Consider the following 23,096-nt stretch of genomic DNA (forward strand, 5'->3'; position numbering starts at 1 on the left):
CGGCTGGAGCCGGCGCAGGTCTTTGAAAGCTCAGTTATCCAGGAAGCTCCGGAGCTTCCGGCTGCGGCTCGGATGCTTGAGCTTGCGCAGCGCCTTCGCCTCGATCTGGCGGATACGCTCACGGGTGACGCTGAACTGCTGGCCGACCTCTTCGAGCGTGTGGTCGGTGTTCATGCCGATGCCGAAGCGCATGCGCAGCACACGCTCCTCGCGCGGCGTGAGCGAGGCCAGCACGCGTGTCGTCGTCTCGCGCAGGTTGCTCTGGATCGCGGCATCGATCGGCAGGATCGCGTTCTTGTCCTCGATGAAGTCGCCGAGATGCGAATCCTCCTCGTCGCCGATTGGCGTCTCGAGCGAGATCGGCTCCTTGGCGATCTTCAGGACCTTGCGGACCTTCTCCAGCGGCATGGCGAGCTTCTCGGCCAGTTCCTCCGGGGTCGGCTCGCGGCCGATCTCGTGCAGCATCTGGCGCGAGGTCCGCACGATCTTGTTGATCGTCTCGATCATGTGGACCGGGATGCGGATCGTGCGGGCCTGGTCGGCGATCGAGCGCGTGATCGCCTGCCGGATCCACCATGTCGCGTAAGTCGAGAACTTATAACCCCGGCGGTATTCAAACTTGTCGACCGCCTTCATCAGGCCGATATTGCCTTCCTGGATCAGGTCGAGGAACTGCAGGCCGCGGTTCGTGTACTTCTTGGCGATCGAGATCACGAGGCGCAGATTGGCCTCGATCATCTCCTTCTTCGCCTGCCGGGCCTCGCGCTCGCCCTTCTGGACCATCAGCACGATCTTGCGGAACTCCTGGATTTCCAGCCCGGTTTCGGAGGCGAGCGTGTGCACCTCCTCGCGCAGGCTCTTGATCCGCTCGAGCTCCGATCCGACGAACTCCTTCCAGCCGCGCGAGCCGAGCTTGGAGACGCGCAGCACCCATTTCGGGTCGAGCTCGCCGCCGACATGCTGCTTGAGGAAGTCCTCGCGGCCGACACCATAGCTCTCGGCGAGGCGCAGCAGGCGCGTCTCATGGCCGATCAGGCGCTTGTTGATGTCGTAGAGCTGCTCGACGAGCGCCTCGATGCGGTTGTTGTTGAGCGAGAGCGACTTCACCGCGGTGATGATGTCGTCCTTGAGCTTCTTGTATTTGCGATCCTGCGACGGCGAGAGCTTGTTGTTCTCCAGCCGGCCCGCAATGTCCTGGTCCTGCAGGCGGCGCAGCTTCTTGTAGTCGTCGGCGATGGCGTTGAAGGTCTCGAGCACGCGCGGCTTGAGCTCGGCCTCCATGGCCGAAAGCGACACGTTGTTCTCCATGTCGTCGTCGTCCATATCCGGCGGGGTTTCCCCCTCCGGAGTCTCGGCCGCCGCCGGCTCGCTCTCCTCGGCCTCTTCCTCGCCGGAGACGGCGGGGTTCTTGCCGTCCGGGCCGGCATAGGTGGCCTCGAGATCGATGATGTCGCGCAGGAGGACTTTCGCCTCCAGCAGCTCGTCGCGCCAGATGATGATGGCCTGGAAGGTCAGCGGGCTCTCGCAGAGTCCGGCGATCATGGCCTCGCGGCCGGCCTCGATGCGCTTGGCGATGGCTATCTCGCCCTCGCGGGAGAGAAGCTCGACCGAGCCCATCTCGCGCAGATACATCCGCACCGGATCGTCGGTGCGCTCGGTCGGCTCGAGGTTGCGCTTGGTCTCGGTGGGCAGGGCCGAGCGCGCGGTCTCGACCATGTCGCCGCCCTCGGGCTCCTCATCGTCGCCGCCGCCATCCTTGCGGTTGGCGCGCTCCTCGCCCGACGCTTCCGGGTCCTCGTTGTCGACGACGTTGATGCCCTGCTCCGAGAGCTGGCCCAGCACGTCCTCGATCTGCTCGGAGCTGAACTCCTCCGAAGGCAGGACCTCGTTCAGTTCGTCATAGGTGACATAGCCGCGCTTCTTGGCGAGCTTGATCATCCGCCTTACGGCCTGATCGGTCAGGTCGAGCAACGGGCCGTCGGTAGTCGGGGGTGCATCCGGCGCGACCTGGTCGGTCTTTTCCCGTTCGCTCGCTTTCGTCGCCATCAATCAGCGCTCCGCACTTGCGCCGGCCATGACGAGACAGTCATGCACCGACGCATAAAGGGGCGGCGCGACCGCAGGCCCGGCGCGCTCACCCATCCAAATCATCTCATGCAGATGGCACCGAACGTCGTTGACGAATCGTGAACCACCCGACAGCTTGCGCGCAATCGAACGGGCGTCCGCCATTCCCTGGGTTATCAATCCTCGGACGTGGCCTGCGTGCCGTCGATAGTATCGAGGCGGGCCTTCACGTCCTTGATCCAGGCGAAATTGGCTTCGGTCGCATCGTCAGCCAATGCGCGCTCGGCTGCTCTCAACTCGCTATTTAGCGTTCGCGCGCGATGATGCAAGACGATGGCCTGATGAATCGAGTCAAAAACCGATTCTGGATCAGCATCTTGCGCCAGCTTGCGCCGCTCGGCCGGCCCCGTGACCGCCATCAACTGGTTCTGCGCCTCCTTCACCCGCGGCTGAACGAGGCGATTCGACAGCGCTTCGCGGTCGAGCGTGTCCTCGACCGCATCGAGCAGCGCCTGGCGGAAGCGCTCCGCTGCCGGCCCGTCGAGCGATAGCTCCGCGATCTCGTCGGCACAGCGCAGCAGAAGTTCGGGATGGCTCGCCAGCGCCAGCAGGATGAAGGCCTCGCGCTGGTCCTCGCCGCGCAGCCGCGCCACGAGCCGCGACTGGGTCAGCGCGCTTGACGCCTTGAGAGGCCCCGCGAGCCAGGCCGGCACCGATCGCCCGCCGCGGAAATTGCCCCCGCCGCCGCGACCACGCTGGAAGTTCCCCGCCCCGCCACCGCGTTCAGGCCGCGCCGGCGCGGTGCTGGCGAAGAGCTGCGCCAACCGCTCGTCCATCTCGCGCCTGTAATGCTTGCGGGTGGTTTCGTCGCGGATCTGCGAGAGCGGCTCCTTGAGGCGCCGCTCGAAGGCGGCCCGGCGCTCCGGCGTATCGAGCGGCCCGGCCTCGACCTCGCGCTGCCAGAGCATATCGACCAGCGGCCGCGCCGCAGTCAGCACTTCCGCGATGGCCTGCCGCCCGCCAGAGCGGGCAAGATCGTCCGGGTCCTGCCCGTCCGGCAGGAGCGCGAAGGAGAGCGACTTTCCCGGTTCCAGCAGCGGCAGCGCCAGATCGATGGCGCGGCTCGCCGCCTTGCGCCCCGCCTTGTCGCCGTCGAGGCAGATCACCGGCTCGTCCGCCATCCGCCAGAGCAGGCCGAGCTGGTCCTCCGTCAGCGCCGTGCCCAGCGGCGCCACCGTCTGCGGGAAGCCGGAGAGCGACATGGCGATGACGTCGACATAGCCCTCGACCACGATGACCTGGCTCGTGTCATGCGCCGCCTTGCGGGCGTTGTGGTGGTTGAAGAGCAGGTGGCCCTTGTGGAAGAGCGGCGTCTCCGGCGAGTTGAGGTACTTCGCCGCCACCTCTGAACTCATCGCCCGCCCGCCGAAGGCGACGACACGCCCGCGCACATCGTGGATCGGGAACATGATCCGGTCGCGGAAACGGTCATAGGGCACGGCGATGTCCTCGCCATGAACCAGCAGCCCCGTCTCCGTCATCAACTCCGAAGGCACGCCCTTGCCCGCCAAAAAGTCACGCAGCGCGAAGCGGTCGGCCGGGCCGTAGCCGAGGCGGAAGCGCGTGCGCGCCTCGCCGTCGAGGCCGCGCGAGGCGAGATAGCGCCGCGCCGAACCGCCACGATCCCCCATCAGCTCGGCCTCGAAGAAACGCGCGGCAAGCTCCATGACGTCGTGCAGCCCCTTGCGCTTCTCCTCCTGGACCTGCGCCTCCTGCGTGATCTTCGGCAGCGTCACCCCGGCCTCGGCCGCAAGCTTCTCCACCGCCTCGGGGAAGGAGAGCCCCTCGGTTTCCATCACGAACTTGAAGATGTCGCCGTTCTTGCCCGATGAGAAATCGAAGAACGAGGCCTTCTGGTCGTTGACGAAGAAGGAGGGCGTCTTCTCGGCGTTGAAAGGCGAGAGCCCCTTCCATTCCCGCCCCGCCTTCTGCAAGCGCACGCGCTTGCCCACGACCGCCGAGACAGGCAGCCGCGCCTTGATCTCCTCAAGGACGGAGGGCGGGAATTTCATCGGTCTTATGTGATCCTACAACGGACGAAAGCCAACCACCGATCGCATCGGCGGCTGGCTTGCTCCCGTGATTCACAGAGATGGCAGCTCGCTTCGCCCCGGCAGGGCTCAGCCGCCGAGCGCCGCCTTCACCATCGGGCTGACCTTGCCGAAATCCATCTGGCCGGCATAAGCGGCGCGCAAGCTGCCGATGACCTTGCCCATGTCCTTGACGGCGCTCGCGCCGGTCTCGGCGATGGCGGCGTCGATCGCGGCCTTCACCTCGTCGTCCGACATCTGCTTGGGCAGGTAGGACGAGATCACCGCGACCTCGACGCGCTCGCCTTCGGCGAGTTCGGGGCGGTTGTTCGCATCGTAGATCGCGATCGATTCCTGGCGCTGCTTGATCATCTTCTGCAGCACGCCGAGGATCTCGTCGGCCGTGGCCTCGCCCTTGCCGGCGCCGCGGGCCTCGATGTCCTTATCCTTCAGCGCGGCGCTGATCAGGCGGATCGCCGCGACCTTGGCCTTCTCGCCGGCCTTCATCGCTTCCTTCATGTCGGCCGTGAAGCGCTCGCGCAGGCTCGTCATCGTGGTCGTCCTTTTCTCTTGCTCATTTATCCAGCGTGGCTTGCGCCTGCCTCGATTGACGGGCAGCGCCCGCCTCTTTAAGGCTCGCGTTCCAGACCGGTGGAGCGAAATTTAGTGCCCCGCCCCGCATGAATGCCGCTCGAAGCGGCCTGGACCGAGACATAGACATGACCGCTCCCGAAGGAAACCCCGCCGAAACCGGCTGGACCGAACCGCGCGCGACCGCGCTCCTCGTGCTCGCCGACGGCACGGTGCTGGAAGGCTTCGGCCTCGGCGCCGTGGGCGAGGCGCCGGGGGAGGTCTGCTTCAACACGGCAATGACCGGCTATCAGGAAATCCTGACCGACCCGTCCTATGCCGGGCAGATCATCACCTTCACCTTCCCGCATGTCGGCAATGTCGGCGTGAACGAGGAGGACACCGAGACGGTGAACGCCGCCGCCTCGTCCGGCGTGCGCGGCTGCGTGCTCCACGCCGCCATCACCGAGCCCTCGAACTGGCGCTCGGCCAAGCATTTCGACGCCTGGCTCAAGGCCCGCAACATCGTCGGCATCTGCGGCATCGACACCCGCGCGCTGACCGCGTTGATCCGCGACAAGGGCATGCCGAACGCCATGCTCGCCCACAACCCGGACGGCGTCTTCGACATCGAGCGGCTGAAGAGGGAGGCCGCCGGGCTGCCCGACATGGCCGGTCTCGACCTCGTCCCGCTCGTCACCTCCGCCCAGCGCTATGACTGGGACGAGACGCCCTGGGTCTGGCCGGCCGGTTACGGCAAGCGCGAGAGCGCGAGCTACAAGGTCGTCGCCATCGACTACGGCGTGAAGCGCAACATCCTGCGTCTCCTCGCCAAGGCCGGCTGCGACGTCACCGTCGTCCCCTCGACCACCACTGCCGCGGACATCATGGCGCTCAAGCCCGACGGCGTCTTCCTTTCGAACGGCCCGGGCGACCCGGCCGCGACCGGCCAATATGCCGTGCCGGTCATCAAGGAGCTTCTGGACCGGAAGGTGCCGACCTTCGGCATCTGCCTCGGCCACCAGATGATGGCGCTCGCCATCGGCGGCCAGACCATGAAGATGAAGCAGGGCCACCACGGCGCCAACCATCCGGTGCAGGACAAGACCACCGGCAAGGTCGAGATCGTCTCGATGAACCATGGCTTCGCGGTCGATCCGGCCAGCCTGCCGGCGAATGCCGTCGAGACCCATGTCTCGCTCTTTGACGGCTCGAACAGCGGCATCGCGCTCACCGACCGCCCGGCCTTCAGCGTCCAGCACCACCCGGAAGCCTCTCCCGGCCCGCAGGACAGCCACTACCTCTTCAACCGCTTCGTCGAGCTGATGGCGGCCGAGAAGAGCAAGCAGGCGGCCTGATAGCGCGTTTCGCTCTGCGCGGCGGCAAGTCGTTTGACTTCGCCGCCACGGGAAGCTTTAAGCACGTCATGACCAGCCTGATGGCCTCGTTCCGCAGCTATTACGCCCCGTCCTCATAAAGGCGGTGGCATTCCCATGTTCAACCGCCGCGATGGCGGTTGAAATCAGGCTCTCCCCCGACATCGCGGCCCTCACAGGACCAAAGCGATGTCTTCCAGGATCAGAAACCTCTCCACCATCGGCATCATAGGCTTCGGCGCCTTCGGCCGCCTGATGGCCCGCCATCTCCAGCCGCATTTTGCGCTGCGGATCTGCGATCCCGGCACCCCTCCCCCGCCCGATGTCTCCGGCAAGGGGCTGAAGCCGGCCGATCTCGCAGAGGTCGCGGCCTGCGACCTTGTCATCCTCGCCGTGCCCGTCTCCGCGATACCCGCGGCCATCGCCGCGCTGCGCCCGCATCTGAAGGCCGGCGCCATCGTGCTGGATGTCGGCTCGGTGAAGATCGGCCCCGCCCGCGCCATGCTGGAAGGACTGCCGGATCACGTCGAGATCATCGGCACGCATCCGCTCTTCGGCCCGCAGAGCGCGCGCAATGGCATCGCCGGCCTCAAGATCGCGCTCTGCCCGGTCCGCGGCCGCAGTATCCGGCGGATCGCAGCCTTCCTGCGCCGTGTCCTGGGCCTCGAAGTGATCGTCACGACGCCGGACGCGCATGACCGCGAGGTCGCGATGGCGCAGGGCCTGACCCATCTGATCGCAAAGATTCTCGTCCGCATGGAGCCGCTGCCGCAGCGCATGACCACCGCGAGCTTCGATCTGCTGATGCAGGCGACCGAGATGGTGCGTCACGATGCGCCCAATGTCTTCATGGCGATCGAGCGCGCCAATCCGCACGCCAAGGCGGTGCGGGACCGCTTCTTCGCGCTGGCGGACGAGATGCGGCTGTTCCTGGAGCATGGCGATGCCCCACAGGCTGAGAGGGCCGCCGCGGCGATAGCTAATGACGAGCGCCTCGCCGTCTGATCGAAACGCACGTCATCCCGGCCGCAGCGCAGCGGAGCGCCGGGATCCATCATAGGGCTCGGAGCTTTACGATGGATCCCGGATCGGCGCGGCTAAAGCCGCTTGTCCGGGATGATGGCCTGGTTCCGGGCAAGATAAATGTGCGCCAGGAAACTGGAAAAGGCCTGCGACGCTGACGGACCTACCCAGCCGGCTCCGCATTCGCCATATCGGATGCAGTCACTCTCTGATCGCAGGACGATGACCGATAATCCCCTGACCCATCCGGGCGCCGCCCATCCCGATCTGCGCGAGCCGATGATCGCCGAGCTCGTGCGCAGCTTCTACGGGCGGGCGCGGCAGGACGTCCTGATCGGCCCCGTCTTCGAAGCCGCCGTCGAGGATTGGGACGAGCATATCGGCAAGATCACCGATTTCTGGAGCGGCGTGATGCTGCGCACCGGCCGCTATAACGGCCGGCCGATGCGCCCGCATCTCATCCTGCCGCTGACGGGCGAGCATTTCGACCGCTGGCTCGATCTCTTTGAGGCGACGGCCCGGGAACTCTGCCCGCCGGAGATCGCCGAGGCCTTCATCGTCCGCGCGCGGCGCATCGCCGACAGCTTCGAGATGGCCCGAGCCAGCCAGCGCGGCGAGATCGCGGCGCCCCGGCACGTCTCGCGCGAGAATCCTACGCCGCCCTGGTCTCCCGGCTGAGAAAACCCTCGATCTCGCGGTCGGACACACCGGCTTCGCGCGCGATCCGTCCCGCGAGCGCCGCCGCCGAAGCCCTGAGTGCACCAAACGGCCGGTCGAGCCAGTACGACACAGGGTTCAGAGCCTCGCGCGCATCGGCTCTTACGATCCGCCCTGTCGCCAGTTGCTCGCGCGCCAGCGGCGGCCGGGCCAGCGCGATGCCGAGTCCATGGGCGGCGGCATCGAGCACGAGATTGTAATCCTCGAACCGCCGGTCCTGCGGGCGCGGACGATAATCCAGCCCCTGCGCCGCGAACCAGGCCTTCCAGCCGGCCGCGTCCGAATCGTGGATCAGCGGATATGCTAGCAGCCGTTCCGGCGCCCCCTCCCCGATCGCGGCCGCCAATTGCGGCGAGGCCACCGGGAAGCACCATTCCTCGAACAGCTTGAGCGAAAGCCTATCCGGCGCGCCGCCGCGCCCGCAACGTATCCCGAGGTCCACCCCCTCTTCTTCGAAATCCACCTTGCGGTGCTCGACCTGCAGCACGATGCGCAGCGAAGGCTCTCCCGCCTCCAGAACCGACAAGCGCGGCATCAGCCAGAGCGAGCAGACGGAAGGCGGCGCGCTGACCCGAACGACCGCCGCGCCCCGCGCCTCGCGCCAACGCTCGGATGTGTCGGCGATCAGCGCGAAAGCCTCTTGCGTGCGGGCCAGCAGGCGTTGCCCCTCCGGCGTCAGCGAGACCCCGCGCGCCTGCCGCAGGAAGACGCGCAGGCCGAGCCAATGCTCCAGCCGCGCGATCTGCCGGCTGACAGCGCCATGCGTCAGGTTGAGCGCCTGCGCCGCAGCCGAGAAGCTCCCCGTCCGCGCAGCCGCCTCGAACGCGCGCAGCGTGTCCAGCGGTGGCAGGTTCGAGCTGTGATCCATCATCACAGCTCATGCCTCATTTGTTCGTTTGTCAATCAGGTCCGGCAGTCGTCTATCGGGTTAACTTGTCTTTCAACGCGGATCGACGCCATGTCCTCTCCCGCCTGCACCCATGCCGGAACCACCACGTCGAGCGGCGCGCGCCTCGACCCGACGCTGGTCTTCACCGTCGCCTTCACCGTGACGGCCTGGGCCTCCTCCTTTCCCGCCATCCGCGCCGGACTCGCCGGCTTCGGCCCGGCCGAGATGGCGGCGCTGCGCTTCGCGCTCGCCGGCACGCCGGCCGCGCTTTTCCTGATCGCGACGCGCGCCAAGCTGCCGGAGCGCACCGATATCTGGCGCTTCCTCATCGGTGGCGTGGTCTTTATCGCGGCGTATGCGGTGCTGCTGAACTTCGGCCAGCGCGTCGTGCCGGCAGGGCCGGCAGCTTTCATCATCAACACCAACCCGATCATGACCGCCGTGCTCGCGATGATGATCCTGGGCGAGCGCTTCAGCCTCACAGCCTGGCTCGGCACAGCGCTCTCCTTCGCCGGCATCGGCGTCATCGCGCTCGGCAAGGGGCTCGATGTCGAGATCGGCCTGAGCGTGCTGCTCATCCTCGGCGCGGCTTTCTGCAATGCCATCACCACCGTGGTGCAGAAGCCGCTTTTCGGCCGCTACAAGCCGCTGCATGTCGCCGCCTGGAACCAGGCGATCGGCGGCTTCGTGCTGCTGCCCTTCCTGCCGGGCGCGATCGCACAGGCTCAGGTGGCGTCTGCGGTCTCCTTCTGGTCGGTGGTCTATCTCGCCGTGGTGCCGAGCCTGATCGCCTACGGCACCTGGGCGATCACCCTCTCGCGCCTGCCGGCCGGCCGCGCCGCCAACTTCCAGTACTGCGTGCCGCCGATGGCGACGCTGATGGGCTTCCTCTGGCTCGGCGAGGTGCCGACCCTTTTCGGCATCATCGGAGGTGCCATGGCCCTCGCCGGCGTGGTCGTCGTCAACCTGAAGCGCTAGCCTTCCCCGGCGGCCAGCCGCGCCGCCTCATCTCTCGAAAATAATCGAGCACAAAACTCCAGAAAAACGCCAAACTCGACTTGAAAATACCGTGACTGGATCCGGAAATACCTGCTGCAGGCACATGAATTCGACCAGAGGAAAAAATAAAACAAACCGAAGGTTGACATTCGGATCAAAAGAAACTAGATAATTCGTTGTCGATATTTGTTTGGACGGTTGTTTTTATTTTCGCGCCTCGGCGCGCTTCTGATGAACTCCCCTTTCGAAATCGTTCTGAATCCGCCGGGCAGTCGCATGGCGGACGACAGGTACTGCCAACAAGGAGGGTTCTTCAATGGCCACCGGCACAGTGAAATGGTTCAATTCCACCAAGGGCTTCGGCTTCATTCAGCCTGACGACGGCAGCCAGGACGTGTTCGTCCACATCTCCGCTGTCGAGCGCGCCGGAATGCGCGAGCTGCAGGAAGGCCAGAAGATCGGCTTCGAAGTCGCTCGCGACAACAAGTCGGGCAAGATGGCCGCCGAGCAGCTTCAGGCTGCGTGATCGGACGTCATTCGTCGCGGTGACCATGGATGTACCGGCACCACTGACTGGAATGACTTCCAAGGGAAGGCCAAGCGCATGCTTGGCCTTTTTTCGTATCTGAACGACGACCCACACGATCGGAAGGCCGCCATGGCTGAACATTCGAAACAGCGCACGGAAGCCGACAACAGCTTCCTGAAGGTCCAGACGCAGTCGCTGGCCCGCAACCGCATCATCTCCGAAAGCGACAACATCGCCCAGGCTCGCGATGAGAAGACCGCGAGATTGCGCGAGTTGCGCTTGCAGAAGGAGGCGCTCGATCGCGAAGCGCTGGCCCTGGCCCCCGCCAAGCCCAAGGCCCGCCGCAAGACCGTCAGCGCCTGACCACGCGCCTTCGCGAGCGCAGCGATCAAGAGGTCTCGCGGACAGCAACGAAGCGCGCCCGCTCGACGGGGGGACGCGGATACGCAGCCGCGCCTCAGAACCCCTTCGCCGCCAGCGCCTTCTCGTCATCCGCGATGTAGTCGCGGATGACCGGGACGGCGCTCTTGTGCTTTCCGAGCAGAAGCTGGAACACCATGTCGCCGCCGATGTCGAAGGAGATCGAGCAGGCGCAGAGATAAAACTCCCACATCCGTGCGAAGCGCTCGCCCAGCATCGCGACCGCCTCCGCCCGATGCGCCATGAAGCGCTCGCGCCAGGCTTCCAGCGTCCAGTGGTAATGGCGCCGCCAGAACTCACAGTCGGACGACCACAGCCCGGTCTGCTCGACGGCTGCGAACACCTCCGACATCGCCGGCGCATAGCCGCCGGGGAAGATGTACTTGTCGAAGAACGGACCGGTGAAGCCCGGCGGGCCGACGCGGCCGATGCAATGCACCATGGCGATGCCGTCCGGAGTGAGCAGCTCGCGGATCTTCTCGAAATATTCGAGGTAATGCGCGACGCCGACATGCTCCATCATGCCCACCGAGACGACACGGTCGAAGGTGCCGGTCAGCTCGCGATAGTCCTTGTTGATGAAGGTCACGGCGTCGCCGACGCCCGCCGCCTCGGCCCGTTTTTGCGCCGCAGCCATCTGGTCGGGCGAGACGTTGAGCCCCGTCACCTTCGCCCCGCAGGCCTTGGCGAGATAGATCGCGAGTTGCCCCCAGCCCGAGCCGATGTCGAGCACGGTCATGCCGGGCTCGATCTTCAGCTTGGCGGCGATGTGCCTGAGTTTAGCCTGCTGCGCGGCCTCCAGCCCCACCTCGGGGCTGTGCCAGTAAGCGCAGGAATAGGTCATCGTCTCGTCGAGCCAGAGTTTATAGAACTCGGTCGGGATGTCGTAGTGGTGCTTGACCTTCTTGCCCGCGACGCCGAGCGGGTTGTGCATCCGCCAGCGCCGCAGCCGGAAGCGGATCTTGCGGATCGCCTGCTGGAGCGGATGCTTGCGCAGTTCCTGGCGCTGCAGCCAGAACAGCGTCAGCAGGTCGTGGATCGTGCCCTCCTCGAAGTCGATCCGCCCGTCCATATAGCCTTCGGCGAGCGCCAGTTCCGGATTGAGGAAGAGCTCTCGCTCCACCTTGTCGTCACGGAAGCGCACGGTGACGGAAGGCGCCGTCTTGACGACGCCTGCAAACAGCATCTCCTCCGGCCCCGTCCCGAAAACATGCCGCCGTCCATCCGGCGTGATGACAGTCAATCGGCCCTTTCGCACGAACCGTTTCAGCAGTCTCGGAAGCAGCAGCATCGGAAGTCCCGTAAAGGCAGCAATTGCGAGATTGGCTTAAGCCTCGCTCAATCTCCATTCTCTAGGCTCTGCCGCAAACTGACAATCTCTGGGACGGCAGGATGGGCATCGAGCGCAGGGAGGCGGCACGCTGGCGGGGCAGACTGCGCTCTGGCAAGCTTTTCGACGCCGCCAAACGCTTCCTCGTTTCGTGCCGCGTGGTGGATATTTCCGCGACCGGCGCGCGGCTGCAGCCCGAGACCGACCGGCCGCTGCCGATGGATCTGCACTACCGCGCCGACGACGACGATGATTTCCGCGCCGCCTCGCTGGTCTGGGTCCGGCAGCGGCAGATCGGCATCCATTTCGCCAAGCCGAAGGCGCCGGGCGCCTGACCCCCAAAAGCGGTACTTGTCCAACGCCCCCAACAGCCTCTAGTCCTGCGGGGAGGCAGCCCGTCGCTGCCCCTCAACGGCAAATGGCGAGAGCATGTCCTGGCGCGACTTCTGGAACGGCGAGCACTCCATCTACGTATCGCCGCGGCACAAGGCCCTGCATTACCGCGCCATTGCCAGCGACCTGATCGCTCATATCCCCTCGCCGGACGCGGTGGTCCTGGACCATGGCTGCGGCGAAGCGCTGGATGCGGCCCGCGTCGCGGCGGCCTGTGGTCGGCTCAATCTCTGCGAGGCCGCGCCGAATGTTCGCGAGAAGCTGCGCACGCAGTTCGGCCGCCTCGGTAACATCGCCGTGGTCTCGCCGGAGGAGGTCGAGGCGCTGCCGGACGCTTCCCTCGACCTCGTGGTCGCCAATTCGCTGCTCCAATACCTCTCCCGCGACGAGCTGCAGGCGCTGCTGCGGATATGGCACGCCAAGCTCAAGCCCGGCGGGGCGCTGATCCTCGCTGACGTCATCCCGCCGGATGTCAGCCCGCTGACGGACGCCTCCCAACTCCTCGCCTTCGCCGGGCGCGGCGGCTTCCTGACCGCAGCGCTGGCGGGGCTCGTCCGCACGGCCTTTTCCGACTATCGCAAGCTGAGAGCGCAGTACGGCCTCTCGACCTATACGGCCGAGGCCATGTCCGCGCTGATCCGCGAGGCCGGCTTCGCCGAGCCCGCGCGCCCGGCGAATTTCGGCCACAACCCGCACCGGATGACCTTCAAGGCGCTCAAGCCGGCCTGAAGCCGGGCGGCGCCATGCTCGACAATGAAGGAACCTCGCGCGGGACGCGGAAGCGCGGCCATGCGCAAGCGCGAGCTTGCGACTTTTGGGTCATCGGGGCACTTTCCGTAAATGAAAAATCCTCTGAATACTTGATTTGCAGCGGCACTTGTGTCTTTGAGCGCGCTCTTCCCAAAGACCGAGATTTCCGTGCAGGATCAGACTGTCTGTCCCTATTGCGAAGCCGTGCTCGGTGGCGGCGTGCTGTCCTGCCGCTGCTGCGGACGAGATCTCACGCCCGTGCTGCCGCTGCTGCGCCGGATCGAGGCGCTGGAATGCCGCCTGGTGGAGGTCGAGAAGGCGGCGGAGGAAAGTCGCAAGGCGCCCGTAGCGCCCATCTTCAGCGCGCCCCAGGCGCCGCTGGCCGCTGCAGAGCCGCACCATCGGGAGCATAGGCACGGCCTCATCCACCGCAGGCGCTACCATGTGCTTCCGCTCGGCTTCCTGACGCTGCTCGGCAGCTATGCCAGCGTCGTGCTCTGGCTGGACCTGCCGCTCTCCGTCCTGCGCTTCGCTTCGGTCGCGATCCCCTTCTTCACAGGCCTGGCCTATTTCGGCATTCGGCCGCGCCTGACCCGGTTCGACGCCTCCGTTGCGGCAGGCTTCGCAATTTTTTCTGTCGCGAGCATGAACGGATTGCTCGGTTGGATCGACAACATACCGCTCCTTCCGCAGGGACCGGCAGCTTGGCGAGAAACGATCTTCTACGCGCTGAGCATCGGCGCTTCCATGCTGACCGGCATGCTGCTGCGCATGACGCAGGCCGCGCTGACCGCGCGCGGCATCGTCTCGCTGCCTGCCCTGCGTGAGGTTCTATTGGCCGTCAACGGCAAGATGCCGGTCGATACCATCAAGAACATCGAGAAGGCGGTGCTCATGGCCACCACCGTCGTCTCGGCCATAGCCGGCCTGATAGCCGTTCTTTTGGGGGTTAAATAGGAAGATGACCAAGATTAGATTCTCCCGGCAGCTCCTGCCGACACTTCTTCTCGCTGCCTGCGCATTTTCATCGGCGATGGCGGCAGACCCGGTGCATCTCATCACGCATGAGGAAGCCGGCTTGCCGGCGGTCGAGATCAAGACGGGATCCGTGCGCAACCTCACGCGCGGCCCGGGCATCGACACGCTCGGCACACCTTCAAAGGTGAGCAGCGGGCCGTTCCGGCTCGCGGTGCGCTTCATGCCCAGCAACGGCGTGCCGATCGACCCGGCGAGCGTGCGCATCACCTATCGCCGCCAGCAGCCGATCGACCTCACCCCCCGCGTGAAGCCCTTCATCACCGCGGCGGGCATCGAGGCGCCCGCGGTCATCGTCCCGCCCGGCCGGCATGTCGTCGAGATCGAGGCCACCGACAAGGAAGGCCGCACCGGCCGCAGCCAGCTCACGCTGACGGTCGAACCGCCCAAGTGAGGCAGGCGGGCGTTCCGCCCGCCTCTATCGCCTGCGTGCGAAGGGCACAGCCGCAGCGACGAAAGGCGCAGCCCGCAGCGCGGGCAGCGCGATGGACTTGTCGCAAGCGGCATGAAACCTTGCGTCGGCTCGGGGGAGAGACTGACGTGAGATACTGGCTTGCCGCGACGGTTCTGTCGTTTGTCGCATTGGGATTCCCACCGCCGGCCTCGGCGCAACAAGGCGGGATCCACCCGGAATGTCGTCGGATGAACGACCCGCGCGCCTGCAACTGCGCCCTTAACAACGGCGGCAGGCTCTCGCCGGACAATCACCGGCCGGGCCGGATGCGATGGCATTCGCCGAAGCGCGGAACCGGCGCCCACATGGCATTCATGAACTGCTCCAGCGGCATCCGCTGAGGGGCCGGCACGTCCCGCCTCCGGCGCCCTTTCAGGCCGCCCGGTCGGCGAAGCTGAAGAACTTGTGGCCGAGGAACGAGAACACCATCACCACGCCGGTCGTCACGATCTGCATCGGCAGATAGGGCAGGCCGGCGCGGCTGACGAAGAGATGCATCAGGATGCCGGTGAGCACGAAGCCGCCGGCCGCGATCACGGCGAAGCGCCAGCCGGCCTCGACATGGCCGCGGGTGGCGTCGAAGGTCATCCAGCGATTGAGCGTGTAGGAAACCAGCGCACCGACGACGAAGCCCGCCAGCGTCGCCGGGACCGGATCGACCCGGCCCAGCTCGACCAGCCCGACCAGCACCCCGTAATGCGCCACGGCCGTGAGCCCGCCTGCGACGACATAGGCAGCGAGCTGGCGGAACTGGCGCGGATAGCGGCGAAACGGCATGCGGGTCTTCTAGAGGCTGTCCGGCGGCTTGGACAGCCTCACCCCACGATCACGCCGGCTTTCAACACCAGGCTCGTGAAAATCAGGCCCGCACCTCGAACACCATGTTGAAGGGCGTCTCGGTCGCGCGCCGGAAGCGCGAGAAACCGGCATCGAGCGCGACCTTGCGCAGCCGCATCTCGCCCGCCTGCGCCCCCAGCCCCAGCCCAACCTCCTGCGACAGCGAGGCCGGCGTGCAGATCATCGTCGAGGCGCCGTAATAGATCCGCCCGACCGGGTTGAGATTATCCTGCAGCCTGTCATGGGCGAAGGGCTCGACGATCATCCAGCTGCCGTCTCGCGCCAGCGAATCGCGCACATGCTTTCCGGCACCGACGGGGTCGCCCATGTCGTGCAGGCAGTCGAACATCGTGACGAGATCGTATTTCTGCTCCGGGAAGTCCTTGGCGGAGGCCTGTTCGAAGACGATGCGGTCCCCCACCCCTGCCTTCTGCGCTTCCTCCCGCGCCCGCTCGATCGAGGGGCCGTGATAGTCGAAGCCGTAGAAGCGCGACTGCGGATAGGCCTTGGCCATCAGGATCGTCGAGGCGCCGTGGCCGCAACCGACATCGGCGACCGTCGCCCCCCGCTCGAGCTTGGTCTGGACGCCATCCAGCGCCGGAATCCATTCAGCCGTCAGATGCGCGTTGTAGCCCGGCCGGAAGAAGCGCTCCGTGCCGCGGAACAGGCATTTGCTGTGCTCGTGCCAGCCGAGGCCCTTGCCGCTCCGGAAGGCTTCCTCCACCTTTGGCTCGTCCACCCACATCGACTGCACGACCTCGAAGGCGCCCGCGAAGAAGGCGGGGCTGTCGTCCTCCGCGAAGGTCATGACCTGCTCGGGGGAGAGGCTGAAGCGGTCACTCCCCTCGTCATAGTCGACATAGCCCGCCGCCGCCTGGGCGGAGAGCCATTCGCGGACATAGCGCTCCTTGAAGCCCGTCCGCGCGGCGAGCTCGGCCGCGGTCACCGGCTCGCCATCGCCCATCGCCTTGTAGAGACCGAGCTGGTCGCCGAGCACGATCAACGCCCCGGTGACGGAAGCCCCGACATCGCCGACGAGGCGTCCCACCAATGCATCGAGTTTCTGAGGGTCGGCAGCACGCATGGTCATGCTCCCTGTTTCGGGCGCCGCCGGAGCGTTCGCGATCCGGCTTCACGCCAGCACGGAAGCGGTCACGCTAGGCTCATGCCCTACCCTGTCAACGCACAGAACGTTTACCCGGCATCGGCACCGGCGAGGTTGGCCGGCTTGCCTTCGACAGGGAGGTCGAGCCCCTGCTTGAGCGTTCCGAGATTGAACTCGCGGATGCGGCCGTTCTCAGGGTCGCTGACGAAGGCGATTTCACCGATCACGGCAAGCGAGGGCGTCGGGGTGCGGGCGCCATAGGCGCAGTCGAAGGCAGGCACCGCATCGAAGGACGCGACCTCCTTCCAGGCCGGAGCCATCTCGTAAACGCGCAGCTTGCCGTCCGGCGTCAGATTGGCGAGCCACTTGCCGTTTCCGGACAGCTCAAACTGGCAGGCGGACTGGCCGCCCGGAACCGGCTGCACGTCCTGCGCCTCAAGCTTCCGCACCTTCGGATCGATGCGGATCAGCGCGTCATAGGGGCTGGTGCGTCCATAGTTCGCGACCATGTATCGCCCGGCGTCGCGCCCCCGGATGGCGCTGATGCGCCGCTCTGCATCGGGGTAGCGCAACCTGCGCGCCTCGAAGCCCTTTTTCCCGCGCTCCAGCACGAGCACGCCGCCGTCCGGCCCCTCAGTGCAGCCGAGCACCTGGCGGCCGCCGGCACTGGCCTGCCCGTGATAGAGCTTGCAGGAGGCATCCGCCTTCGCGGCATCGGCGAAGGATGCCAGGCGCTTCCAGCCCTTGCCCTGGTCCAGCACCTCGAAGCCGTTCGGCCGCGACGAGGCCTGCCGGTCGTCGCCCTTCACATAGGCCGGGTTCGGCACGGACATCAGCCATTGCCCGCGCCCAAGCGGCACCGCGATGCCGTGCTGCGGCCCGGGGCTCTGCCACACGGTCTGCGTCGGCGCGGGCTTGTCGAGGCCCTTGATGGACAGCAGCACCGCCTTGGCCGTGCTCGCTCCGTCCCAGGGCCGGATGCCGTCGAAGAACAGCGCGAGCTGCCCGTTGCCCGAGATGACATGCGCCGGCTTCTGTCCGGTCACCGCGAGATCGAGCAGGCGCACCGGCCCTTTCTCAACGTCGACATGGTCGCCATGCGGCTCGTAGAGGAGGCCCGTATCGAGCAGCCGCACCGTCCCGGCATCGTCCCCGGTCTTGATCGCGACATAGCGCCCGCCATCGACACCGGCGAAGACCGGGTTCGGCTTCGGCACCGGAAACGTATGAGTGACCTCGCCGCTGTCGAGATCGAGGACGCGGACCACCGGCTTCTCATGATCGGCGAAGACGAGCCGACCGCGCGACGGCGCGTGATCATGGGCGGAGGCGATGGACGCTGTCAGCGTCGATGCCAGGAGAATTGCGGCAAGGTGGGAGAGAGCGGGGACGGGAGGGCGCTGGTGCACGACGAAGCCTCAATATGAAATAATATAACATTTCATATTAAGCAATCGCGCGGGACGCAAGCGGCCGATCGTCCCCCGGGGCTGACGCCTGCCGGCCCTGCCCCTAAGCTCCGCGGCGAGCCCCGAGTCGCAGTGGAGAAGCCCGTCCGTGACCGAGATCGACCTGCTGGTCCGTGCCGAGTTCCTCTACCCGATGAGCGAGGGCCTTCCGATCATCTCCGATGGCGAGGTGGCTATCGCGGGCGGCCGCATCCTCCACGCCGGGCCACGGCAGCCTGAAGGAACCTGGCAGGCGCAGCGCGTGCTGCGCGGGGAAGGCCGGGCCGTGCTGCCGGGCTTCGTCAACTGCCATTCCCACGCCGCCTCCCTGATCTTCCGCAGCCAGACCGACGACCATGCCGCCAAGGCCGCGCTTCTGGAGGTGGCCTTCCGCATGGAGAAGGACATCGCGGAGGAGGAATGGGCCCTGCTGGCCGAGGCAGGCTGCGCCGACATGCTCTGTTCCGGCATCACCACGATCAACGACATCTGGTATGCGCCCGACAGGCTGGCCGAGACCGTCGAGCGCTGCGGCCTGCGCGCCCAGATCGCCCACAAGGTCTTCGATGTGCGCCTGCACGAGCTCTGGCGCGGCGACTACACCCACCACGCCGAGATCGGCGAAACGCGCCTGAAGGACGGCGTCGCCTTCGCCGAGCGCTGGCACGGCACGGCATCGGGCCGCATCTCCGCACGCATCGGCACCCATGCGACAGACACCTGCTCGGCCGGGCTGCTGCGCGAGGCGCGCGGCGAAGCGAATCGCCTCGGCGTCGGCATGCATATCCACGCCGCCCAGAGTCTCGGCGAGACGGAGCAGATCAGGGCTGAACATGGCTGCGGCCCGCTGGAATTCCTGCGCGATGTCGGCATGCTGGCGCCCGATGTCGTGCTCGCCCATCTCGTCTTCGCCGGAGCGGGCGATCTCGACGCCGTTCAGGAAAGCGGCGCGGCCTACGCCCATTGCCCCACCATCTATCCGCGCCGCGGACGCTACCCGCCGCTCGACGACATCCTCGCCCGCGGGATACCCACCGGCTTCGCCACCGACTGGATGATGAACGACCCGTTCGAGGGCATGCGCAACGCTCTCAACGCCATGCGTCTCAGGCTGGGGGACCCGAACGCCCTCTCCTGCGCGCAGGCGCTGCAGCTCCACACCATGGGCGCCGCGCGCGTTCTCGGGCTCGATGCCGAAATCGGCTCGCTCGACACCGGCAAGAAGGCTGATCTGATCGCGGTCGACATCGACCGGCCCCATCTCCAGCCCTATTACGGCGGCTACGCGGCGCTGGTCTACTATGCCCGGGCGAGCGACGTGGTGACGAGCGTCATCGACGGTCAGATCGTGCTGGAGGATGCACGCCCGACACGCCTCGACCGCGACCGCGCCATCGCCACGCTGCGCGGCCGCGTCCCGGGCTGGCGCGCCCGGCTCGCGGCGCTGGGCAGCCGTGCGGTCTTCGGGCCGGGCTGCCCCTGCTGCGGCTGAGGCTTTCCGCCGCCACCCACGAACTGTCGAAAGCTCAGCCTTTCCGCTTCCCCCCGCCGCCCAGCCCGTCTATAGCGAGCGCCTAGCATTCATTCTGGCGTTCGCACCGGCCCGCTCTCTCGATCGGACGGCCGTGCGCGCGCCCGCGAAAACGGCCGAGATCATGCCCAAGCGCACAGACATCAAGTCCATCCTGATCATCGGCGCCGGCCCCATCATCATCGGACAGGCCTGCGAGTTCGACTATTCCGGCACCCAGGCCTGCAAGACGCTCAAGGCCGAGGGCTATCGCATCATCCTGGTCAATTCGAACCCGGCGACGATCATGACGGATCCGGACCTGGCCGACGCGACCTATGTCGAGCCGATCACGCCCGAGATCGTCGCCAAGATCATCGAGAAGGAGCGGCCCGACGCGCTGCTGCCGACCATGGGCGGTCAGACCGCGCTGAACTGCGCGCTCTCGCTCAACAAGAAGTCGATCGTTCAGCCTGACGGCAGCAAGATCAGCGTTCTGGAGAAGTTCGGCGTCGAGATGATCGGCGCCACCGCCGAAGCCATCGACAAGGCCGAGGACCGCGAGCTCTTCCGCGAGGCGATGACCAAGATCGGCCTCGACACCCCGCGTTCGCACCACGTCAAGTCGCTCGGCCAGGCGCTCGACGCGCTGGAGGACATCGGCCTGCCCGCGATCATCCGCCCCTCCTTCACCATGGGCGGCACGGGCGGCGGCATCGCCTACAACAAGGGCGAGTTCATCGACATCGTCGAGCGCGGCATCGACGCCTCCCCCACCAGCGAAGTCCTCATCGAGGAGAGCGTGCTGGGCTGGAAGGAATACGAGATGGAGGTCGTCCGCGATAAGAAGGACAACTGCATCATCGTCTGCTCGATCGAGAACTTCGATCCGATGGGCGTCCATACCGGCGATTCGATCACCGTCGCCCCGGCCCTGACGCTGACCGACAAGGAATACCAGATCATGCGCGACGCCTCGCTGGCGGTGCTGCGCGAGATCGGCGTCGAGACCGGCGGCTCGAACGTGCAGTTCGCGATCGATCCGGAAACCGGTCGCATGATCGTCATCGAGATGAACCCGCGCGTCTCGCGTTCTTCGGCGCTGGCGTCGAAGGCGACCGGCTTCCCCATCGCCAAGGTGGCAGCGCGTCTGGCCGTCGGCTACACGCTCGACGAGATCGAGAACGACATCACCGGCGGCGCGACGCCCGCCTCGTTCGAGCCCACGATCGACTACGTCGTCACCAAGATCCCGCGCTTCGCCTTCGAGAAGTTCCCCGGTGCCGAGCCGACGCTGACCACGGCGATGAAGTCGGTCGGCGAATCCATGGCGATCGGCCGCACCTTCCAGGAATCGCTGCAGAAGGCCCTGCGCTCGCTGGAGACCGGCCTCGACGGCCTCGACGAGATCGAGGTCGAGGGTCTGGGCCTCGGCGACGACCGCAACGCCGTCAAGGCGGCGATCTCGACGCCGACGCCTGACCGCATCCTGCATGTCGCCCAGGCGATGCGGCTGGGCTTCACCGACGAGCAGATCCACGAGAGCTGCAAGATCGACCCGTGGTTCCTCGAGCAGATGCGCGGCATCATCGACACCGAGGAGAAGGTCCGGAAGTTCGGCCTGCCGCAGACGCCCGGCGCCTTCCGCCAAATCAAGGCGATGGGCTTCTCCGACAAGCGCCTCGCCGCCGTCTCCGGCAAGACCGAGGCCGAGGTCCGTGCGCTCCGCAGGTCGCTCGACGTCCGCCCGGTCTACAAGCGCATCGACACCTGCGCGGCCGAGTTCGCCTCGCCGACGGCCTATATGTATTCGACCTACGCCATGCCCTTCGCGGGCAAGGTGGCCGACGAGGCCAACCCCTCCGATCGCAAGAAGGTCGTCATCCTCGGCGGCGGGCCGAACCGCATCGGCCAGGGCATCGAGTTCGACTACTGCTGCTGCCACGCCTGCTACGCTCTGAAGGATGCGGGCTACGAGACCATCATGGTCAACTGCAATCCGGAGACGGTCTCGACCGACTACGACACCTCCGACCGGCTCTATTTCGAGCCGCTGACCGCCGAGGACGTGCTCGAGATCCTCGAGACCGAGAAGCAGAACGGCACGCTGCACGGCGTCATCGTCCAGTTCGGCGGCCAGACGCCGCTCAAGCTCGCCAACGCTCTGGAAGAGGCCGGCATCCCGATCCTCGGCACCTCGCCGGACGCGATCGACCTCGCCGAGGACCGCGACCGCTTCAAGCGCCTGCTCGACAAGCTGCACCTGAAGCAGCCGAAGAACGGCATCGCCTATTCCGTCGAGCAGGCCCGGCTGATCGCGGCCGAGCTCGGCCTGCCCTTCGTCGTGCGGCCTTCCTATGTGCTGGGCGGCCGCGCCATGGCGATCATCCGCGACGAGGTGATGTTCGAGGACTATCTGCTCGGCACCCTGCCCTCGCTGATCCCCTCCGAGGTCAAGGCCAAGTACCCGAACGACAAGACCGGCCAGATCAACACGGTGCTCGGCAAGAACCCGCTGCTGTTCGACCGCTATCTGTCGGACGCGATCGAGGTCGATGTCGACTGCCTGGCCGACGGCAAGGACGCCTTCATCGCCGGCATCATGGAGCATATCGAGGAGGCCGGCATCCACTCGGGCGATTCGGCCTGCTCGCTGCCGCCGCGCTCACTCTCGGCCGAAGTCCTCTCCGAGCTGGAACGCCAGACCAAGGCCATGGCGCTGGCGCTCGATGTCGGCGGGCTGATGAACGTCCAGTATGCGATCAAGGACGGTGACATCTACGTCCTTGAGGTCAACCCGCGCGCCTCCCGCACCGTGCCCTTCGTCGCCAAGGTCATTGGCGTTCCCGTCGCCAAGATCGCGGCCCGCATCATGGCCGGCGAGAGCCTGGCGAGCTTCGCACTGAAGCCGGCGGTGCTCGACCATGTCGGCGTCAAGGAAGCGGTGTTCCCCTTCGCGCGCTTCCCGGGCGTCGACGTGCTGCTCGGGCCGGAGATGCGCTCGACCGGCGAGGTCATCGGCCTCGACCGCTCCTTCGACACCGCCTTCGCCAAGAGCCAGCTCGGTGCCGGCTCCAAGGTCCCGGTCAAGGGCACGGTCTTCGTCTCGGTGCGCGATGACGACAAGCCGCGCATCGTGCCAGCCGTTCGCATCCTCTCCGATCTCGGCTTCCGCATCGTCGCGACCGGCGGCACGCTGCGCCTGCTGCAGGAGCAGGGCATCAGCGCCAGCAAGATCAACAAGGTGCTGGAAGGCCGACCGCACGTCGTCGACGCGATCAAGAACGGCGAAATCCAGCTGATCTTCAACACGACCGAGGGGCCGCAGGCGCTGGCGGATTCCCGTTCGCTACGTCGAACGGCCCTCTTGCACAAGGTGCCCTATTATACCACCTTGGCAGGCGCGATCGCCGCGGCAGAGGGCATCAAGGCCTATTGCAGCGGCGATCTCGAAGTACGATCGTTGCAATCCTACTTCGAACGCGCGGCCTGAGCGGCCGGAAGCGTCGAGGTTCAAGATCGATCGGAAGCGCGGAAACGCCGGCGTGCCATTC

At 66.3% G+C, this 23,096-nt stretch carries 20 protein-coding genes; 12 read left to right on the forward strand and 8 right to left on the reverse strand.

What is annotated here, in order from left to right:
* Positions 1-30 precede the first annotated feature (30 nt).
* The 3 genes from rpoD to BoBH3_RS15020 form a co-directional block, all read right to left on the reverse strand.
* Positions 31-2,046, reverse strand: a complete 2,016-nt coding sequence (gene rpoD / locus BoBH3_RS15010) for an RNA polymerase sigma factor RpoD (RefSeq protein WP_262331618.1) — start codon at positions 2,044-2,046, stop codon at positions 31-33.
* 197 nt (positions 2,047-2,243) lie between these two features.
* Positions 2,244-4,139, reverse strand: coding sequence for a DNA primase (gene dnaG / locus BoBH3_RS15015; protein ID WP_262331619.1), 1,896 nt, complete (start codon positions 4,137-4,139; stop codon positions 2,244-2,246).
* Between the two features lie 108 nt (positions 4,140-4,247).
* Positions 4,248-4,709: a GatB/YqeY domain-containing protein gene (locus BoBH3_RS15020; protein ID WP_262331620.1), complete on the reverse strand. Its 462-nt coding sequence runs from the start codon at positions 4,707-4,709 to the stop codon at positions 4,248-4,250.
* Positions 4,710-4,876: 167 nt separating this feature from the next.
* Between BoBH3_RS15020 and carA the strand changes: the two genes are divergently transcribed.
* The 3 genes from carA to BoBH3_RS15035 all read left to right on the forward strand — a co-directional run bounded on the left by carA (position 4,877) and on the right by BoBH3_RS15035 (position 7,804).
* A complete protein-coding gene (carA, locus tag BoBH3_RS15025; RefSeq protein WP_262331621.1) occupies positions 4,877-6,085 on the forward strand; it encodes a glutamine-hydrolyzing carbamoyl-phosphate synthase small subunit in 1,209 nt (402 codons plus the stop codon).
* 207 nt (positions 6,086-6,292) lie between these two features.
* Positions 6,293-7,108 (forward strand): prephenate dehydrogenase, encoded by an 816-nt coding sequence (locus BoBH3_RS15030; protein ID WP_262331622.1) that lies wholly within the window; start codon positions 6,293-6,295, stop codon positions 7,106-7,108.
* Positions 7,109-7,348: 240 nt separating this feature from the next.
* A complete protein-coding gene (locus tag BoBH3_RS15035) occupies positions 7,349-7,804 on the forward strand; it encodes a group III truncated hemoglobin (RefSeq protein ID WP_262331623.1) in 456 nt (151 codons plus the stop codon).
* Here the strand turns inward: BoBH3_RS15035 and BoBH3_RS15040 are convergent.
* A complete protein-coding gene (locus BoBH3_RS15040; protein WP_262331952.1) occupies positions 7,779-8,711 on the reverse strand; it encodes a LysR substrate-binding domain-containing protein in 933 nt (310 codons plus the stop codon). The two genes, BoBH3_RS15035 and BoBH3_RS15040, sit on opposite strands and share 26 nt — an antisense overlap.
* Before the next feature lie 90 nt (positions 8,712-8,801).
* On the opposite strand from BoBH3_RS15040, the gene BoBH3_RS15045 reads away from it, so the two are divergent.
* The 3 genes from BoBH3_RS15045 to BoBH3_RS15055 all read left to right on the forward strand — a co-directional run bounded on the left by BoBH3_RS15045 (position 8,802) and on the right by BoBH3_RS15055 (position 10,623).
* Positions 8,802-9,710, forward strand: a complete 909-nt coding sequence (locus BoBH3_RS15045; protein WP_262331624.1) for a DMT family transporter — start codon at positions 8,802-8,804, stop codon at positions 9,708-9,710.
* A 337-nt stretch (positions 9,711-10,047) separates the two neighbouring features.
* The gene (locus BoBH3_RS15050) at positions 10,048-10,257 is read left to right on the forward strand and encodes a cold-shock protein (RefSeq protein ID WP_262331625.1); all 210 of its coding nucleotides are present in this window, start codon (positions 10,048-10,050) and stop codon (positions 10,255-10,257) included.
* A gap of 132 nt (positions 10,258-10,389) precedes the next feature.
* Positions 10,390-10,623 carry a hypothetical protein gene (locus BoBH3_RS15055; protein WP_262331626.1) on the forward strand — a complete coding sequence of 78 codons (234 nt, stop codon included), beginning with the start codon at positions 10,390-10,392 and terminating at the stop codon, positions 10,621-10,623.
* A gap of 94 nt (positions 10,624-10,717) precedes the next feature.
* Here the strand turns inward: BoBH3_RS15055 and BoBH3_RS15060 are convergent, their stop codons facing one another.
* Positions 10,718-11,866: a class I SAM-dependent methyltransferase gene (locus BoBH3_RS15060; RefSeq protein ID WP_316045107.1), complete on the reverse strand. Its 1,149-nt coding sequence runs from the start codon at positions 11,864-11,866 to the stop codon at positions 10,718-10,720.
* A gap of 206 nt (positions 11,867-12,072) precedes the next feature.
* Here BoBH3_RS15060 and BoBH3_RS15065 point away from each other — a divergent pair, with 206 nt between their 5' ends.
* The 4 genes from BoBH3_RS15065 to BoBH3_RS15080 all read left to right on the forward strand — a co-directional run bounded on the left by BoBH3_RS15065 (position 12,073) and on the right by BoBH3_RS15080 (position 14,582).
* Positions 12,073-12,345, forward strand: coding sequence for a PilZ domain-containing protein (locus tag BoBH3_RS15065; RefSeq protein ID WP_262331628.1), 273 nt, complete (start codon positions 12,073-12,075; stop codon positions 12,343-12,345).
* Positions 12,346-12,439: 94 nt separating this feature from the next.
* Positions 12,440-13,132 (forward strand): class I SAM-dependent methyltransferase, encoded by a 693-nt coding sequence (locus BoBH3_RS15070; RefSeq protein WP_262331629.1) that lies wholly within the window; start codon positions 12,440-12,442, stop codon positions 13,130-13,132.
* Between the two features lie 189 nt (positions 13,133-13,321).
* Positions 13,322-14,110 (forward strand): hypothetical protein, encoded by a 789-nt coding sequence (locus BoBH3_RS15075; protein WP_262331630.1) that lies wholly within the window; start codon positions 13,322-13,324, stop codon positions 14,108-14,110.
* Positions 14,111-14,114: 4 nt separating this feature from the next.
* Positions 14,115-14,582, forward strand: coding sequence for a hypothetical protein (locus BoBH3_RS15080; protein WP_262331631.1), 468 nt, complete (start codon positions 14,115-14,117; stop codon positions 14,580-14,582).
* A 432-nt stretch (positions 14,583-15,014) separates the two neighbouring features.
* Here the strand turns inward: BoBH3_RS15080 and BoBH3_RS15085 are convergent, their stop codons facing one another.
* From BoBH3_RS15085 to BoBH3_RS15095, 3 genes are all read right to left on the reverse strand, one after another.
* The gene (locus tag BoBH3_RS15085) at positions 15,015-15,419 is read right to left on the reverse strand and encodes a GtrA family protein (protein ID WP_262331632.1); all 405 of its coding nucleotides are present in this window, start codon (positions 15,417-15,419) and stop codon (positions 15,015-15,017) included.
* Between the two features lie 82 nt (positions 15,420-15,501).
* Positions 15,502-16,563, reverse strand: a complete 1,062-nt coding sequence (locus BoBH3_RS15090; protein ID WP_262331633.1) for a class I SAM-dependent methyltransferase — start codon at positions 16,561-16,563, stop codon at positions 15,502-15,504.
* Between the two features lie 110 nt (positions 16,564-16,673).
* Positions 16,674-17,993, reverse strand: coding sequence for a hypothetical protein (locus BoBH3_RS15095; RefSeq protein ID WP_262331634.1), 1,320 nt, complete (start codon positions 17,991-17,993; stop codon positions 16,674-16,676).
* Between the two features lie 148 nt (positions 17,994-18,141).
* On the opposite strand from BoBH3_RS15095, the gene BoBH3_RS15100 reads away from it, so the two are divergent.
* Together BoBH3_RS15100 and carB are read left to right on the forward strand one after the other, a co-directional pair.
* The gene (locus tag BoBH3_RS15100) at positions 18,142-19,524 is read left to right on the forward strand and encodes an amidohydrolase family protein (protein ID WP_262331635.1); all 1,383 of its coding nucleotides are present in this window, start codon (positions 18,142-18,144) and stop codon (positions 19,522-19,524) included.
* 163 nt (positions 19,525-19,687) lie between these two features.
* Positions 19,688-23,035 (forward strand): carbamoyl-phosphate synthase large subunit, encoded by a 3,348-nt coding sequence (gene carB / locus BoBH3_RS15105; protein WP_262331636.1) that lies wholly within the window; start codon positions 19,688-19,690, stop codon positions 23,033-23,035.
* The last annotated feature ends 61 nt before the right edge of the window (positions 23,036-23,096 follow it).

Origin of the sequence: Allobosea sp. BH3, assembly GCF_025499465.1 — a bacterium.
Classification (GTDB): domain Bacteria; phylum Pseudomonadota; class Alphaproteobacteria; order Rhizobiales; family Beijerinckiaceae; genus Allobosea.

Bases quoted from the DNA above. Each gene is read 5' to 3' on its own strand.
- rpoD (WP_262331618.1), bottom strand. From the start codon at position 2,046: ATGGCGACGAAAGCGAGCGAACGGGAAAAGACCGACCAGGTCGCGCCG.
- dnaG (WP_262331619.1), bottom strand. From the start codon at position 4,139: ATGAAATTCCCGCCCTCCGTCCTTGAGGAGATCAAGGCGCGGCTGCCT.
- BoBH3_RS15020 (WP_262331620.1), bottom strand. From the start codon at position 4,709: ATGACGAGCCTGCGCGAGCGCTTCACGGCCGACATGAAGGAAGCGATG.
- carA (WP_262331621.1), top strand. From the start codon at position 4,877: ATGACCGCTCCCGAAGGAAACCCCGCCGAAACCGGCTGGACCGAACCG.
- BoBH3_RS15030 (WP_262331622.1), top strand. From the start codon at position 6,293: ATGTCTTCCAGGATCAGAAACCTCTCCACCATCGGCATCATAGGCTTC.
- BoBH3_RS15035 (WP_262331623.1), top strand. From the start codon at position 7,349: ATGACCGATAATCCCCTGACCCATCCGGGCGCCGCCCATCCCGATCTG.
- BoBH3_RS15040 (WP_262331952.1), bottom strand. From the start codon at position 8,711: ATGGATCACAGCTCGAACCTGCCACCGCTGGACACGCTGCGCGCGTTC.
- BoBH3_RS15045 (WP_262331624.1), top strand. From the start codon at position 8,802: ATGTCCTCTCCCGCCTGCACCCATGCCGGAACCACCACGTCGAGCGGC.
- BoBH3_RS15050 (WP_262331625.1), top strand. From the start codon at position 10,048: ATGGCCACCGGCACAGTGAAATGGTTCAATTCCACCAAGGGCTTCGGC.
- BoBH3_RS15055 (WP_262331626.1), top strand. From the start codon at position 10,390: ATGGCTGAACATTCGAAACAGCGCACGGAAGCCGACAACAGCTTCCTG.
- BoBH3_RS15060 (WP_316045107.1), bottom strand. From the start codon at position 11,866: ATGCTGTTTGCAGGCGTCGTCAAGACGGCGCCTTCCGTCACCGTGCGC.
- BoBH3_RS15065 (WP_262331628.1), top strand. From the start codon at position 12,073: ATGGGCATCGAGCGCAGGGAGGCGGCACGCTGGCGGGGCAGACTGCGC.
- BoBH3_RS15070 (WP_262331629.1), top strand. From the start codon at position 12,440: ATGTCCTGGCGCGACTTCTGGAACGGCGAGCACTCCATCTACGTATCG.
- BoBH3_RS15080 (WP_262331631.1), top strand. From the start codon at position 14,115: ATGACCAAGATTAGATTCTCCCGGCAGCTCCTGCCGACACTTCTTCTC.
- BoBH3_RS15085 (WP_262331632.1), bottom strand. From the start codon at position 15,419: ATGCCGTTTCGCCGCTATCCGCGCCAGTTCCGCCAGCTCGCTGCCTAT.
- BoBH3_RS15090 (WP_262331633.1), bottom strand. From the start codon at position 16,563: ATGCGTGCTGCCGACCCTCAGAAACTCGATGCATTGGTGGGACGCCTC.
- carB (WP_262331636.1), top strand. From the start codon at position 19,688: ATGCCCAAGCGCACAGACATCAAGTCCATCCTGATCATCGGCGCCGGC.